The 15243-nt window shown below is 59.4% G+C and carries 16 protein-coding genes and 1 tRNA gene; 6 read left to right on the forward strand and 11 right to left on the reverse strand.

Going from position 1 to position 15243, the window contains the following annotated elements:
* Nucleotides 1-18: 18 nt before the first annotated feature.
* The 4 genes from ACFC5L_RS15705 to nhaC are packed head-to-tail and all read left to right on the forward strand — an operon-like array spanning nucleotide 19 to nucleotide 4419.
* Nucleotides 19-930 (forward strand): MBL fold metallo-hydrolase, encoded by a 912-nt coding sequence (locus tag ACFC5L_RS15705; protein WP_375203434.1) that lies wholly within the window; start codon nucleotides 19-21, stop codon nucleotides 928-930.
* Complete coding sequence (locus tag ACFC5L_RS15710) at nucleotides 927-1829, forward strand: ROK family protein (RefSeq protein ID WP_375203433.1); 903 nt, start codon at nucleotides 927-929, stop codon at nucleotides 1827-1829. The genes ACFC5L_RS15705 and ACFC5L_RS15710 overlap by 4 nt, the downstream gene beginning before the upstream one ends.
* Nucleotides 1826-2983: a trans-sulfuration enzyme family protein gene (locus ACFC5L_RS15715; RefSeq protein WP_375203432.1), complete on the forward strand. Its 1158-nt coding sequence runs from the start codon at nucleotides 1826-1828 to the stop codon at nucleotides 2981-2983. Before ACFC5L_RS15710 ends, ACFC5L_RS15715 begins: the two co-directional genes overlap by 4 nt.
* Nucleotides 2980-4419, forward strand: a complete 1440-nt coding sequence (nhaC, locus tag ACFC5L_RS15720; RefSeq protein WP_375203431.1) for a Na+/H+ antiporter NhaC — start codon at nucleotides 2980-2982, stop codon at nucleotides 4417-4419. The genes ACFC5L_RS15715 and nhaC overlap by 4 nt, the downstream gene beginning before the upstream one ends.
* Before the next feature lie 62 nt (nucleotides 4420-4481).
* Here nhaC and ACFC5L_RS15725 read toward each other — a convergent pair whose 3' ends face one another.
* The 7 genes from ACFC5L_RS15725 to pdxH all read right to left on the reverse strand — a co-directional run bounded on the left by ACFC5L_RS15725 (nucleotide 4482) and on the right by pdxH (nucleotide 8910).
* Nucleotides 4482-4886: a hypothetical protein gene (locus ACFC5L_RS15725; protein WP_375203430.1), complete on the reverse strand. Its 405-nt coding sequence runs from the start codon at nucleotides 4884-4886 to the stop codon at nucleotides 4482-4484.
* 122 nt (nucleotides 4887-5008) lie between these two features.
* Entirely contained in the window at nucleotides 5009-5815 is an 807-nt protein-coding gene (locus ACFC5L_RS15730; RefSeq protein ID WP_375203429.1) for a DUF2189 domain-containing protein, read from the reverse strand.
* Between the two features lie 56 nt (nucleotides 5816-5871).
* Nucleotides 5872-6390: a TerB family tellurite resistance protein gene (locus ACFC5L_RS15735; protein ID WP_375203428.1), complete on the reverse strand. Its 519-nt coding sequence runs from the start codon at nucleotides 6388-6390 to the stop codon at nucleotides 5872-5874.
* Nucleotides 6391-6467: 77 nt separating this feature from the next.
* Nucleotides 6468-6542 (reverse strand) — tRNA-Gln (locus ACFC5L_RS15740).
* A gap of 160 nt (nucleotides 6543-6702) precedes the next feature.
* Nucleotides 6703-7740 (reverse strand): amidohydrolase family protein, encoded by a 1038-nt coding sequence (locus ACFC5L_RS15745; protein ID WP_375203427.1) that lies wholly within the window; start codon nucleotides 7738-7740, stop codon nucleotides 6703-6705.
* A 106-nt stretch (nucleotides 7741-7846) separates the two neighbouring features.
* The gene (locus ACFC5L_RS15750) at nucleotides 7847-8242 is read right to left on the reverse strand and encodes a RidA family protein (protein ID WP_375203426.1); all 396 of its coding nucleotides are present in this window, start codon (nucleotides 8240-8242) and stop codon (nucleotides 7847-7849) included.
* 11 nt (nucleotides 8243-8253) lie between these two features.
* Nucleotides 8254-8910, reverse strand: coding sequence for a pyridoxamine 5'-phosphate oxidase (gene pdxH / locus ACFC5L_RS15755; RefSeq protein ID WP_375203425.1), 657 nt, complete (start codon nucleotides 8908-8910; stop codon nucleotides 8254-8256).
* Between the two features lie 109 nt (nucleotides 8911-9019).
* On the opposite strand from pdxH, the gene aroC reads away from it, so the two are divergent.
* Nucleotides 9020-10120 (forward strand): chorismate synthase, encoded by a 1101-nt coding sequence (aroC, locus tag ACFC5L_RS15760; RefSeq protein ID WP_375203424.1) that lies wholly within the window; start codon nucleotides 9020-9022, stop codon nucleotides 10118-10120.
* Nucleotides 10121-10123: 3 nt separating this feature from the next.
* On the opposite strand, the gene ACFC5L_RS15765 is transcribed toward aroC, so the two are convergent.
* Nucleotides 10124-11017, reverse strand: coding sequence for an alpha/beta hydrolase family protein (locus ACFC5L_RS15765; protein ID WP_375203423.1), 894 nt, complete (start codon nucleotides 11015-11017; stop codon nucleotides 10124-10126).
* Between the two features lie 191 nt (nucleotides 11018-11208).
* On the opposite strand from ACFC5L_RS15765, the gene ACFC5L_RS15770 reads away from it, so the two are divergent.
* Complete coding sequence (locus ACFC5L_RS15770; protein WP_375203422.1) at nucleotides 11209-12162, forward strand: alpha/beta fold hydrolase; 954 nt, start codon at nucleotides 11209-11211, stop codon at nucleotides 12160-12162.
* Here ACFC5L_RS15770 and ACFC5L_RS15775 read toward each other — a convergent pair.
* From ACFC5L_RS15775 to ACFC5L_RS15785, 3 genes are read right to left on the reverse strand one after another with little or no spacing between them, the layout of a single operon-like run.
* Nucleotides 12134-13231 carry a class I SAM-dependent methyltransferase gene (locus tag ACFC5L_RS15775; protein WP_375203421.1) on the reverse strand — a complete coding sequence of 366 codons (1098 nt, stop codon included), beginning with the start codon at nucleotides 13229-13231 and terminating at the stop codon, nucleotides 12134-12136. The genes ACFC5L_RS15770 and ACFC5L_RS15775 overlap by 29 nt on opposite strands.
* 3 nt (nucleotides 13232-13234) lie before the next feature.
* A complete protein-coding gene (locus tag ACFC5L_RS15780; protein ID WP_375203420.1) occupies nucleotides 13235-14527 on the reverse strand; it encodes a class I SAM-dependent RNA methyltransferase in 1293 nt (430 codons plus the stop codon).
* Nucleotides 14505-15230, reverse strand: a complete 726-nt coding sequence (locus ACFC5L_RS15785; protein ID WP_375203419.1) for a TlyA family RNA methyltransferase — start codon at nucleotides 15228-15230, stop codon at nucleotides 14505-14507. The genes ACFC5L_RS15780 and ACFC5L_RS15785 overlap by 23 nt, the downstream gene beginning before the upstream one ends.
* Nucleotides 15231-15243 lie beyond the last annotated feature (13 nt).

The raw sequence follows: 15243 nt of genomic DNA on the forward strand, positions 1-15243 counted from the left end.
ATCGATTAGACAGGCCCTATGGCCGCGATCCCTTTCGTCAAAGACATCCATTTCACGCCGGGCGTCCCCGATATGGTGGCGCCCGGCGTTCGGCGCGTCATCGCCAACAATCCGGGCCCCTACACCTTTACAGGCAGCGGGACCTATATCATCGGCGAAGGCGACGTCGCCGTCATCGATCCGGGCCCCAATGACGACGCGCATCTTGAGGCGCTCTTAAAGACGCTCGACGGCGAGCGCGTCACCCACATCCTCATCACCCACACCCATCTCGATCATTGCGGGCTCGCGCGCAAATTCGCCGACGCCACGGCTGCGCCGCTGATCGGCTTCGGCGCCCATCCGGTGCGTGAAAAAAAAGAAGACGCCCCGGCGCTCGACGAAGGCGCCGACTATTCCTACGCCCCTGACGAGATCATCGGCGACGGCGCCATCATAGAAGGGCCGGATTGGCGCCTCGAAGCCGTGCATACGCCGGGCCATTTGTCGAACCATCTCAGCTTCGCCTTGCCGGAACAGAAGGCGCTTTTCACCGGTGATCACATGATGGGCTGGGCGACCACCGTTGTGGCTCCGCCCGACGGCGATATGAGCGCCTATATTCAAAGCCTCGACAAACTCCTCACCCGAGAAGACGAGATTTATTTCCCGACCCATGGCGCGCCCATTGAAAACCCGAAACGATTCGTGCGCGCGGTGAAAACCCATCGCCTCATGCGCGATGCGCAGATCGTTGAGCAATTGAAAAAAGGCCGCGACAACATCAAGGACATCACCGCCGCCATGTATGCGGACGTAGACAAGCGCCTGCACGGCGCGGCGGCGCTCAATGTGCTCGCGCATCTGATCCGGCTTGTAAGGAACGGCGCCGTCCTCTGCGACGGCGAACCTGGGATGAAGGCGACATACCGGCTGGCGGCGCTGTCATGATCGTTGCGGGGATCGACGCCGGGGGCACAAGCTGGAAGCTGATCGCCGCAAAAAGCCCCGGCGACATTCTCGCGCGGACGACGATCCCGACAACAACGCCGACAGAGACAATTTCAGCCGCAGCCGGCTGGATCCGCAAACTGCGCAGCGAAGGCTGCCCCATTGAGGCGCTCGGGCTTGCAAGCTTCGGCCCCATCGACCGCAACCCGAAATCAAAAACCTATGGCCTGATAGGCGCGACGCCGAAACCGGGCTGGACCGGCGCCAACCCACATCAAATGCTGGAAGACGCTGCCGGTCTTCCCTGCATCCTCGACACGGATGTCAACGGCGCCCTCCTCGCCGAGACTATGTGGGGCGCCGGGAAGGATTTATCGAGCGTCGCCTATATCACCGTCGGCGCAGGGATTGGCGGGGCCGCGACCGTCGCCGGAAATCTTGTCGGCGCGCCGGAACACGCCGAATTCGGTCACATCAAACCCGCACGCACAGATGACGACCGACAGGTTTTCGCCGGAAGCTGTCCCTATCACGGCGATTGCATCGAAGGCCTTGCCTCGGCGACCGCCATCAACGCGCGCTGGGGGTTAAGCCCCGAGCAATTGCCGGATGATCACGAGGCATGGCCCATCGTCGCCGATGCGCTGGCGCAGCTTAGCGTCTCCATCTTCTATCTCATCGCGCCGCAACGGATCATTCTCGGCGGCGGCGTGATGAAACGAGCGGGCCTGATCGACAAAATCCAAGCGCGGTTTGTGGAACGCACAAACGGCTATAGGGTCCGGCCGGAAGCGGATCATGCGGACGCTTACATTGTTGCGCCCGGGCTCGGCGGCGACGCCGGCGTTCTTGGCGGGCTATATCTGGCGCTTAACGCTGCGCGCACGGGACAAACATGATCGCCATTGATCCTCAAGACCGCCTTATCTGCCTGCGCGCCGGCGAGGCGGCGGATGATCATCACGGCGCCGTGCTTCCTCAGATCTCGCAGGCCTCGCTTTATCGCAAACGGACGATGGAAGACCTGCTCGACGGTCTCTCCCGCGAGCACGCGGCGAATGTCTATTCGCGCGGAACCAACCCGACAGTGAAGGTTCTTGAAGACACGCTGGCGAACCTTGAACGCGCGGAAGCCTGTAAATGTTTCGGCTCAGGCATGGGCGCCGTTAGCGCGGTTCTTTTCGGCCTTTTAAAATCCGGCGACCATGTCTTGTTCGTCAACGATATTTACGGACCGACTCTGGAGCTCGCAGCGCGGCTGGAGAATTTCGGCGTTTCCTGGTCGCAGAGTTTCGCGCAGGATGTTGACGTGATTGCAGGTGAAATGCGCGACAACACCCGTCTCATCTATATGGAAAGCCCCGGCTCCATGCTGTTCCGGCTGCTGCCCATCGCCGAAATCCGCGCCATGGCCAAAACGCGCAACGCGCTGACAGTCATCGACAACACCGTTGCAACACCGCTTCTGCAAAAGCCGCTGGCGCTCGGCGCCGATCTCTCCCTTCATTCCTGTTCCAAATATATTGGCGGCCATAGCGACGTTATCGGCGGCGCCGTGATGGGATCGCAGGAGTTCATCGAACGCCTTTTCTATAAAAGCTATATGCTGCTTGGCTCCGTGCTGGCGCCGTTCGACGCCTTTTTGTTGTTGCGCGGATTGATGACGCTGCCCGACCGGATGGCGCGCCATCATGAAGATGCGTTGACCGTCGCGAACTATCTTGAAAATCATCCCCGCATCGGCGCGATCTATCACCCGGCTTTTTGCAAGGAAGACAGCGCGCTGTTCGAACACCAAATGCGCGGCCACTCAGGCCTTTTCTCCGTTGCGCTGAAAGACACCAGCTATTCAGAAACACTCGCGGTCGCCGACCGTCTCAAGCTCTTCGGGCGCGCCGTCAGCTGGGGCGGCGCGGAAAGTCTTGTTCTGTGCGGACATAAAAGCGATCCCGCCGGGCGCGAGACGCGGATCCCGGCGACGCTGTTGCGGTTTTCCATCGGTCTTGAAGGCGCTGACAATCTCATCGCCGATCTTGAACAGGCGCTCGCGTGACGCAATCCGGAAACGACATGCCCCGCCTGCCCCTCTGGCTCGCGCTGTTTCCGCTGCTCATTCTTTTCGGCGCGATTGTCGCCGGCGTTCTCACTATCGGTTTTTCAAGCGATCTGTTGCTGGTCTCGATCCTCATCGCCGCGGCGGCGGGCGGCGCGGTCGTCATCCGTCAGGGCCGCAACTGGACCGACATTCAAAAAGAGGCAGGACGGCGCATCGCCGACGCCCTGCCGGCCATTCTCATTCTTCTTTCCATCGGCGCCCTTCTGTCGAGCTGGATGTTTTCCGGCACGATCCCGCTCATGGTGACGCTTGGCGTCGACCTGATTCATCCAAGCTATATGGCGCTTACCGCCTTCGCCGCCACCGCGCTGATGTCGACGATCTCCGGCACCTCATGGGGATCGGCGGGAACGATCGGCGTCGCCCTGATGGGCGCAGCGGGCGCCATGGGCTTGCCCCTGGCCCCGGTCGCCGGCGCCGTTGTTTCCGGCGCCTATTTCGGCGACAAGCTGTCGCCCCTTTCGGACATGACCAATATCGCCGCCATCGGCGCGGGCGTAAAACTTTATGACCATATCCGCCATATGTTGTGGACGAGCCTGCCCCCGGCGATCATTGCGGCGCTGGTTTTTGCAGCGATTGGATTTTTTGGCGTTCACGCCGATGACACCGCGTTGACCGGCGCCGCGGAGATCAAGGCCGCCCTGCAATCGATCTTCGACCTCCATTTTGTCGCCGCCATTCCGCTCTTTGTCGCCATTGGCGGCATCGCACTGCAACGCCCGCCGGCGCTTGTCATCATGACGTCTTCCGTCATTGCGATTTTTATTGGCGTCTTCGCACAAGGTTTTCCTGTCGAAATGGCGGCGGCGACGCTGGTCAACGGCTTCGATCTGTCGCTTGTTCACCCGGAGGCAAATGGCTTCGCCACTGACAGCCTCAAAAACCTCCTTAATCGCGGCGGCGTCATGTCCATGTCCTACACGCTGATGTTCGTGATCGCGGCATTTCTTCTCGCCGCAACGATGGAGGTTTCCGGCGCCATGAAAACGCTGCTGGACGCGTTGTTGTCGTCGGTGCGGTCGGCCTTCGGCCTGATCGCGGCAACCATGACCGCCGGTTTTGTGATGATCGCGGTCACCAGTCATGGCGGCGTCACGTCACTGATCGTGGGCGGGCTTTTCAAGAAATCTTACGCCGACCGCGACCTTGCGCCGGAAAATCTTTCCCGCGCTATTGAAGACTCCGTCACTGTAACGGAGCCCCTGATGCCTTGGACCGTATCGGGGCTTTTCATGGCCGGAACGCTCGGCGTCGCGACCGTGGATTTATTGCCCTGGGCCGTCTTCTGTTATCTCGGTCCGGTCTTTTCCCTGCTCTTCGCCGCAGCCTATGTCGTCACCGGCCATGGGCTGAAAAAAGCGGCGCCATAAAAAAAGCGCCGCTGCAAAACAACGGCGCTCCTTCATTCAGAATAGTCGTAACCCGCAAGGCGCTATTTGTTCGCCTTATCGTATTTCTTGCTGAACTTCTGCCAGTCCTTGACCATGTCGGTTTCCAGTTCCACGGTCCGGTTAAATTCATCGAGCGCAGCCTGACGCGCATCGACTTCCAGCTCTTCATTGCCGGAAATGGTGTCGAGACAGGCGCGATACTCGCCAAGCGCGGCCTGATAGGCCTTGATCTCTCCAATGGCCGCTGTGCGATCTTCCGCCGTCGCCTCTTTCGGGTCCGGCATCTCCGGCGATTCGCTATACAGCGCGCAATCGCCAAGCGTCGCCACGGGTTCCGGCGGCGGCGCCGCTTCTTCAGCCATGTCGTCAGCCATGTCATCCTGCGCAAAGGCCGCGCTCATCATAAATGCAGCGCTCGCCCCCAAAGTTACAAATGATCTCAGCACGAATTGTCTCCTTCCCAGGTGAGATGTTGATGTCTTTCGTCCGCGCCAACCTAGCCAAAACCAGCAGGAGGAATCAAATTTCCGGATGGAATTTCGGATGAAAGCGCGGAAAGGTTCCGATTTCAGCCCGCAAATTGCGCCGCCGCCTCCGGAAAATCGTCTTCCGCCGGGCGCTCGATCGCGTGGCGATATAGCCGCCAGGTCGCATGGCCGATGATGGGCAGGATGACGAAAAAGCCCACAAATCCGGACAGCACCGAAAGCCCCATCAGGACACCGATGAGCGCGCACCAGATCAGCATGGTCACCGGGCTCGACAAAACGAGCTTCACGCTTGTCACCATCGCCGTCACGAAATCCACGTCCCGGTCATAGAGCATCGGAAATGAAACCACGGAAATCGAGAAGATAGAAAAAGCGATCAGCGCGCCCGACAGATTGCCAAGTACGAGAAAAACCAGTCCCGACGGCGTCGAGAAAAGCTGGTCGAGAAAGCCGGGCCCGACGCCGTGAAAGCCGGTAAAGGCGAAAAACAAAAACGCGGCGATATCCATCCAGATGACAAGCGCAAAGCCGGTGACCAGCGCCATCCACCGCAAGTCACGGCGCACTGCGTCACGCACGCCGCCAAGAACACTGCCCCATGAGAGCGGCTCGCCGCGCTCCAGATGATCGCTGACCGCATAAAACCCGGCGGCCGCGAAGGGCGCCACCAGCGCGAACCCCATGGCCAGCGGATAGGCAAGATAAGGCAGGCCCAAAACCATCAACAATGCGATCAGAAGCCAGCCGCCCGCGGCGAACAGGCCGCCAAAGACAAGCCCGTAAAGTGGCGCGCGCGCAAAGTCGCGCAGACCGGCGGCCACGGCTTCAATGAGGTCGTTGATGGAAACGGGCGTGATCGCCGTTTGTTGTTGTGCTTGCGCCATTCAATCCTCCCTGTTTCGCCGCACCGCTGTTTTTTGTTTCTGGCGCGGTGTTCGGCTTATTCGGTAAGCAACACCCTCCGCGCTTCGGCGATCAGCCGTCGCTGAATATCCGCTGGCGGGCCTTCGATCTCCGCTGTGCGCTCGAGCAACTCCACAAGCTGTTGCTTTTCCGCCGCCGTACAAACCTCGACAACCGGCCGCAGAATTTTGCGCACATTATTGCCGGCGTCATTGATCTCGCCCACCGCCATGCGGCCGAAGGCGTAAAGACCGTGCGCCGTTTCTTCATCAGCCTGAAAAACGTTTTTCATTTCTTCTATAATGCGCGCTTGCTGGCGGTCGGTGACAGCGCCGTCATAGGCCGCCATTTGATAAAGCAGCACCGCCGCCGCTTCGCGCGGATCGGAAAGGTTTTCGATAAGGCGCTGGTCGACGCGCCGGTTCCATTTCCCCCGGCGGATCACGCCTCTCACTTCGCCAACCGCCTCGCGGCCCTGATTGGCGGCGTTCATGAAGTGGGTGAACGCCCAGAAGGCCGCCGCAAGCGCGCCGAGAATGGCGATGATGATGTGCATGGGCATGCTCCCTTAGTCGCTTAGAGATTAAGGGAATTACGTTTTAGTTACAAATGCGGAAAAATGCTTAAGCCCAATGGTTGCCGGGGCTGGGATCGAACCAGCATTGACCGATTCAAAGTCGGCTGTCCTACCAATTAGACGACCCGGCATTACTGCCGAGTGTGAGTGACGGTTTTTTTGATTGGTTTAGCGATCACACACGAGTCATCGGGCACCTAAAAAGATGCCTAAATCTGTCGGAAATTGGTGTTTTCGTTTTTCATAGCGAAAGCGTTTATTTTGCGAGCAAATTAAAGTCAATCTATTTTGCTAATCCAGCGGCTTGATCCTGAAAACGCGCTCGGCGTTTTTGTGCGCCACCTTGGCCTTGGTCTCCTCATCCAGCGGCGCTGAGCGGATGAACTCCACCGCCGGTTTCATGGGCTGATAAGGGTAATCGATGGCCCACAGAACATTGTCGGCGCCGATTTTCTTGATGGAGTAATCGAGCGCCAGATGGTCCTCGACGCCGCTCGTCGTAATGACGAAATTGCGCTTGAAATATTCTTCCATGGTGAGGGACGTTTTCGGCGCACGGTCACCTTCCTGCGCGCGCGAATTCATGAAGGTGATGCGCCAGATCCAGAACGGAATCGCCTCGCCCATATGACCGATGCAGATCTTGAGCTTTGGAAACTTGTCGAACAGACCGGACGTCATCATCCGGACAGCATGCGTGCCGACCTCAACGCCATACCCCCACATGGCCGAGTCCATGCCGTAATCCTGCAACGGTCCTTTAAGGCCGTAAGACGCCGCGCGCGGGTGAATATAAATGCAAGCGTCAAGCGCTTCGGCGGCCTCCAGAAACGGCCAGTATTTCGGATCATCGAGATATTCGTCATTGGTGTGCGAATTCAGAATAAAGCCGTTGAGCTTGAGATCGTTGATCGCCCGCTCCATCTCTTTCGCGGCGCGTTTGGGCGATTGCGGCGCGAAAGCGGCGAGCCCGGAAAACCGCGTCGGATGGCGTTTGCAGATATCGGCGAGGACGTCATTGGCGAGCCCCGCGAGATCGGTCGCCGTGTCTGCGTCGAACATCTGCACGCCCGGCGCCGTCAGCGACAGAAGATGCATATCGATATCAAGATCGTCCATCTGTTTCAGACGACGGTCTTCCACATCGAGCAATCCGTCGAGAAAGTTCAAGGCGTCATAGCCCTTGCCGTCATTGGAATCGTAGATCCCCCTGACAAGGAGCTTGTCGAGGGACTGGCTGGGGCCGCGGGAGACATATTTCAGCGCCTCGGCCACCTCCGGTATGGAAAAGGCTTCTTCGGTTGCAATCGTTCTGAGCTTCCCGGCCATGGCGCATCTCCCTGTTATCTTACGTAACAGAGGCGAGATTACCCTGCGGCGGCGTCATATCGCTCCGGAAGGGGAAGCTAGAAACAGAAATAGGCGCAGTCGCGCTTCAGGCTTTTTCGACGGCGGTTGCATTCATGGTCAACAAGGCGCCGGGCTTGGGCAGCGCCTTTACTTCAACCACCGATCGCGCCGGACCGTTTTCGCCCAGCACTTGCGCATAGACTGCGTTCATTCGCTGGAACAGGGACATATCCGTCAGAAAGACATTGACGTGAAGCATATGCGCCCAGTCGGAGCCTGCCTCTTCAAGGATGGCGTTCATCGCTTTTAGAATTTGCGCTGTCTGGGTCTCAACATCATCACCCGCCATTGCGCCCGTTGCGGGATCAACGCCTGCAATGGCGCTGATGGAAATGAAATCACCCGCCTTGGTAAAGTGCGAATAAGGCCCGATGGGCTTCATCAGATCAGGCAATATGCGGCGTTCAACAGACCGGCTCATAAGACGCCCCCCTAGGGATAGAGATTTTCTTTGGTCCACGCCGACGAAATATCCGCCCGGCGATAACAGAGCCGCTCATGCAGGCGGAAAGGCCGATTAACCCAGAATTCAATCTGCGTCGGTGTTATTCTGTATCCGGACCAATGGGGCGGCCGTGGAATCTCACCGAGGCCGAATTGGGCGGTCTTTTTCGCCACCGCTTTTTCCAGCGCAAAGCGGCTCTCCATAGGCCGCGACTGATCCGACGCCCAGGCGCCGATACGCGAGGCGCGCGCGCGGCTTGCGAAATAGGCGTCAGCCTCCTCGTCGGTCACGCGCTCCACAGGCCCGCGAAACCGCACCTGACGGCGGATCGACTTCCAATGAAAGACGGCCGCCGCTTTTGGATTCTTGGCAAGCTCCTGGCCCTTGGCGCTTTCCAGATTGGTGTAGAAAGTCAGCCCGCAAGCATCGATGTCTTTCAGGAGGACCATCCGCACATCGGGCAAGCCGGTTTCATCCACCGTCGCGAGGGCCATGGCGTTGGCGTCATTGGGCTCTTTCTTGACGGCGAGCGCCAGCCAGTCTGCGAACAGGGCGATAGGATCGCCGATGGTGAAGACATCGCCCTGATCGTGATCGACGGCGTAGGCTTCTTCCGACGGGCTCGGCGGGATAAGATCGGCCATTTTCGCTCCTTTTCCCAGAACAACTCCATTTAGAACAGGGAGTTAGGAAATTCTTGCGGGATTGGCTATAAGCTCATCCCGCGCGGGAAGCGAGTAATACGGATAAGGCATGTCTTTCAACACTTTCGGCAGGATGTTGCGATTCACGACCTGGGGCGAAAGCCACGGGCCCGCACTCGGCGTCGTGATTGACGGCTGCCCGCCGGGGATCATCCTGCGCGCCGAAGACATTCAGACCGCCCTCGACAAGCGCAAGCCCGGCACCTCGAAATTCGTGACCCAGCGCAAGGAGCCGGATGAGGTCAAAATCCTCTCCGGCGTGTTCGAGGACGACCGCACGGACGGCCCGCGCACCACGGGGACGTCGATCAGCCTGATGATCGAAAATGTGGACCAGCGCTCGAAAGACTATTCAGATATTCGCGACAAGTACCGCCCCGGTCACGCCGACTTCACCTATGACGCGAAATATGGCTTTCGCGATTATCGCGGCGGCGGGCGTTCCTCCGCGCGCGAAACGGCGGCGCGGGTCGCCGCCGGCGTTGTCGCCGAAAAAATTCTCGCCCACCTTTATGACAGCGCCATCTGGATTCGCGCTTCGATGGTGCAGATGGGACCCTACAAAATCGATCGTGATAATTTCGACTGGATGAATGTCGACAAGAACCCGTTCTGGTGCGCCGACGCGAAAGCCGCCGACCTCTGGGCGGAAAAACTCGACGAAGCGCGCAAGGACGGGTCGTCGCTCGGCGCCGTCATCGAAGTTGTCGCCTCCGGCGCGCCGGCGGGGCTCGGCGCGCCTGTTTACGGCAAGCTCGACGCGGACCTTGCCTCCGCGATGATGTCCATCAATGCGGTGAAGGGCGTCGAGATCGGCGCCGGGATGGACGCCGCCGCGCTCAGCGGCGAAGAAAACGCCGACGAAATCCGCATGAAGGACGGCGCCCCGCATTTCCTGTCGAACAAGGCTGGCGGCATTCTCGGCGGCATTTCATCGGGACAGGATATTGTCGTGCGTTTCGCCGTGAAGCCGACCTCGTCCATTTTGACGCCGCGGCGGACGATTACGGCGAAAGGCGAAGAAACCACCATTCAGACCAAGGGCCGCCACGACCCTTGCGTCGGCATTCGCGCCATTCCCGTCGGCATTGCGATGATGGCGCTGACGCTCGCCGACCACGCGCTTCTTCACCGCGCGCAGAGCGGGTAAGGATCACCGGCAAGTCTGATCAAGCCAGGCCGTGATTTCATGCGCCAGTTTGATGCGGTCCCATGAGAACGAATGATCCGCATCGAGGCGCCATTCCGTCATGTGAATATCTTTGGCGTCGAGAAATGCGCGCATGTGCCGCTCATGCACGGAAATATCAACCGCCTGATCGCGCTCGCCAGCGATCAGAAAAATATTTTTGCCGGTGAGTTGCGGCGCCAGCAAACGATTGTCGAAACTCACTCCCGCCTCGGCCAGTTCGGCCACCGCCGTGTCGCCATTGAAACCATTCAGCATGATCAGCTGATCTGAATATTGCCTAAACCCTTCTAACGCTTCCGGGTCTGAATTCGCGAGCGCCGCGCGGTCGCCGAAATTCGCCGCGGCAAGTCCGACAATGCACTTAACGCCTTCATCTCGCGCGCCGCCATGCAACGCCATGAAGCCGCCCATGGAATGCCCCACAAGCGCGATGCGTTGAGGGTCGACACGCAAGTTTTCATTCGCCGGATCGCGCAGGAATGAAAGCACGGAAGCGACATCGTCAATCGCGCCGTTGAAGGTGAAGGTTCCTTCAGATCCCCAGGCGCCGCGATAATGGAAGAACAACACATTCCATCCCGCACGCCGAAAAGCCTGCGCCAGATCGAGATTTTTCTCATTCCCCGGAAAGCCATGCAGCAAGACCACCGTCGGATGCGGGCCAGCCCCGTCCGCCAGGTAGATATGACCGTTCATCCGGTCGCCGTGACTATCGATCCCAAGTTCGACAACGCCCGGCGGATAATCCTCATCAATGCTCTTTGGATCTTCAATGACGGCGGGCACGTTCGCGGCGACCGGACCGTCATCGCAAGCGGCAAGCGCCAGCAACAAAAACAACGATAAAATGCGCATCGGCGCCCCCTCCCAAACAAGGAACACCCTGCCAAATGTCGCGGATGCTGTCCACGGACAGCAACGGCGCGTGTTCCTCTCAAAAGTTAGGGAACAACCCCTTCTATTCTCCGTTTTTATATAAAAGCGCGGCGCCTATCACACTGCGCAACACTATTGGTTCGATCCGGCCCGGAAGGTAGAAAACAAGCATGAAAAAACGCTACGCTATACCGCTCATCCTGTTCGCGCTTGTCGCCGGCGCTTTTTTGTATCTGCGCACGCCTTCAACCGATCCGGCGGCGATGGAGGCGAAATATACGAACGAAGCCTCTCAATTCGTTGAGGGCCCAAACGGCCTTCGCGTGCATTATCGCGATCAGGGAAACAAGGCGGGCGTTCCAATTGTGCTGCTGCATGGCAATTCGGCGAGCCTGCACACCTGGGAGCCGCTGGTCCACCGTCTTGGCGATGAATATCGGATGATCACGCTGACGCTGCCCGGTCACGGCCTCACCGGGCCGAACGCCAATCATGACTATTCGGCCAAGGGAATGCATGAGGCGCTGGAATTGGTGCTAACGGCGACCGGCGTTGAGCGTTTCGTTCTGGGCGGCAATTCCATGGGTGGCTGGCTGTCATGGCGCTATGCGCTCGACAATCCGGACAAAGTCGACGCGCTGTTGCTGCTGGATGCATCGGGCATGCCCTTGCGCGAAGGCGAAAAAGCGCCGCCGCTCAATCTTGCTTTCCGGCTGTTGAGCCATCCCGCCGGGCGGTTCTTGCTGCGCCAATACACGCCGCGCATGGCGCTTGAAAAATCCTTGCGGGAAACCGTCTCCATTGAAGACTTTATCGACGACGCGATGGTCGACCGTTATTGGGAGCTTTACCGCCTGCCCGGCAATCGCGAAGCGGCCGGGAAACGGTTCATGGTCGACCGCGAACCGCATTTCGCCGATCGCGTGGGAGAGATTGCCGCGCCCACCCTCATCATCTGGGGCGAGGAAGACCGGCTCATCTATGTCACCGCCGCAACGACCTTTGACGAACGCATGCCAAACGCGGATGTCATCATCTATGACGGCGTCGGTCACATCCCCATGGAGGAAACGCCGGACATGACGGCGGCGGATATCAATGCGTTTCTGGACCGGGTTCTTTAACCGGCTTCTGAAACGAGGTGATCTTGGTGAGAAAAGCCAGCGTTTCCTCGCTTTTCTCCAAGCCCGCTTCGCCAAACAACGCCGGCAAATCCGCCCGGCAATAGCTGTCATAATAAGGCTCATGAAAGCCGCGCGGAAAATTCTCAAGGAGAATATCAAACCCGGGCTCGTCGCCATATTGAATGGTGTCGGTGTGAATATAGACGCCGCCGGGTTTTAAAAGCCTTGCGATTTCCGCCGCAACATCTGCGCGAACCTTCGGCGGCAATTCGTGAAAAAGATAAACGGACGTAATAATATCGAATGACGCGTCGGGAAGGCTCGTGTTCTCCGCTGGCTGTTGAATGAAGGTCACATCCCTGACGCCGCCAAGCGCCGTTCGCGCGCGCCCAAGATAGGCCGGCGACAGATCGAGCGCGGTGAGCCGCAGCATCGGCCAGTTGTCGTGAATTTCAGTGAGGAAACCGCCGCCGCCACAGCCAAGATCGAGGAGCGACGCAGCGCCGGCGTCCTTTCCCTTCAGCGCTTCGCCGACAAAAGGCAGAGCCTGACGGCGCATGGCCGCGGCCGAGCCCGTGAACAATGTCTCCACCTGCATGTCGTAACGCGCGGCGGACGCGTCGGAGAGCCAGCCATCGGTCTGATAATGGAAGTTCTGAAGATAATAACGCGGATATTTTTTGCGCATGGCGTCCGTCAACACTTCAGAATGAGCGCGGGCGTATTTGCGCTGCGCCACCTTGCGCGCATCAAGAAGATAGTCGCGGCTTTCGCGCCAGAGTTTCGAAAGAGACGGTGCGCGCCGAAGCTCGGAAGGCATTTTGTAAAGGCCTTCCTCCACATTCTTCCAGTCGCGCTGGAAAAGCTCCCGAAAAGCAGTCTTTAAACGCTCGCGGTCAAGCGGTCCGAACTCTTCGGCGTAGGGCGCCTCGCCGGGATCGGTGAGCGGGCCCATCAACCGGCGTCCATAGGCGTAATGACCGGTGTACCAGAGCACCCGCGCCGCCTGGCCGGCGCTATAGGCGGCGCGCTTTGCGCCATTGGCGATCATCGCATTGAGCGGCGCCATCTCTCACTCCTTCGTGAAAAGTCCGGCGACTTCAACATGGGCCGAGAACACAAACTGATCAACGGGCAAGACCTGCGACAGGCTGTAGCCGCCGTCGCGCAACAGCCCCGCATCACGTGCGAAACTCGCTGGATTGCAGGAAACGCCAATCACGACCGGGACAGAAGACTGCGCAAGCTGTTCGGCCTGGGCCTTTGCGCCCGCCCGGGGCGGGTCGAACACCACCGCATCGTATGGCTTCAACTCTTCAGCGCTTAAGGGACGCTCGAAAAGATTGCGCCGCTCGGCCCGTAAGGGGTGGCGCAGGCTGGCGCTCCGCGCGCCCGCGTCTAGCGCAGCGATCGCCGGCGGATCGGAATCAAAGGCGTCCACCGCCGCATTGGCTGAAAGCGCAAGCGCGAAAGTTCCGCAACCGGAGAATAGATCTGCGATGCGCTTCGCGCCTTTGGCATGCTCGGCAACGAAACCGGTAAGCGCCGCCTCCCCTTCACCGCTTGCTTGTAAAAACGCACCCGGCGGGATCGCAACCGCTACGCCGCCAAACCGCACGAAAGGCGCTTCGAACATGGCGACAGGCGCACCGTCAGCCGTGATGCGAACGACGCCGGCGTCTTGCGCGGTTTCCGTGAGCGCCATGATCTCAGGACCTGTGAGATCGTCCGACGCATCTCCGCCCAAAAACGCGATATCGAGACCATTGTCGCAAAGCGTTACGTGTAAATCGAATATACGCCAGCGCGCCGGCGCTTTTTCAGCCAGCGCACGCAAGGAAGGAAGCATCGCCGCAAGTTTCGGCGCCAGGACAAGACACTCCTTAATGGCGACGATGCGCGCCGAGGCCCGTTCATGAAACCCGAAGACCACGCCGGAACCCGTCCGGCGTACGGCAAAGCTCGCCCGGCGCCGCGGCGCATGAGCCAATCGAAGAGGCGGCGCGATGATCGTCTCGTCAAAACCTTCGCGCGCAAGCGCCTTGACGACCAATTCCCGTTTCCAGCCGCGATAATAATCTGTGTTCAACTGTTGCAGGGCGCAGCCGCCGCATTCTCCGAAATACGGGCATGGCGCTGAAACTCGCTGTTGGCTTTTTGCAATGAGCGTTTCGATAGCCCCACGTGAACCGCGATAAGCGATGCGCGCCACATCGCCCGGCGCCGAACAGGGAACGAAAATTTTCTCACCGTCGATCAAAGCAACGCCGTCGCCGCGCGCGCCGATTTCCTCGATCTTTGCTTCCGCCGTTTTTAAAGGCGCAGGCGTTTTCGCGCCTGATCTAGTTCTTCTTCGTTGCGCCAAGAAGAAACTCCCTGTTGCCGTCGCCGCCGAGAATAGGGCTGTCGATCAGGCCGCAAGGCGTCCAGCCCAGGCTTTCCACCCATTGAACCATGTCTTGCGCGCAAGGTTCCGCCAGCCCGTCTTTGACGAGACCGCCCTTGCCGACCCCCTCACGCCCGACTTCAAATTGCGGCTTGATGAGCGTCGCCAACATGCATGACGGCGCGGCAAGCGCCAAGGCGAATGGCAGCGATTTTTTCAGGCTGATAAAGCTGACATCGCAGACAATGACTTCAATCGGATCAGGCACAAGGCTGCGCGTCAGCTCTTTTGCATGGGTTTTTTCCAGATTGACGACACGGGCGTCAGCCGCGATTTTTTCGTGTAGCTGTCCCTGTCCCACATCGACGGCGTAGACTTTCGCGGCGCCGGCCCGGAGCAGGACATCGGTGAAGCCGCCGGTCGAGGCGCCAAGGTCGAGACAGGTTTTTTTCACGACATCGAAGCCGAAAGCTTCGAGCGCCGCCTCAAGCTTGATCCCGCCGCGCGACACAAAATCATGCACCGCGCCGATGACGGCGATATCCGCGCCCTCAGCGACTTTCTGCGAGGACTTCGCGGCGACCGCGCCGTTGACGGTCACGAGGCCCGCCGCAATCGCCTCCTGCGCGCGGGCGCGGCTTTCCATTAACCCTGTCTGGACGAGATATTGGTCGAGGCGCATTTTTTTCCGACGG

Origin of the sequence: Hyphococcus sp., from assembly GCF_041986965.1 — a bacterium.
Lineage (GTDB): Bacteria > Pseudomonadota > Alphaproteobacteria > Caulobacterales > Parvularculaceae > Hyphococcus.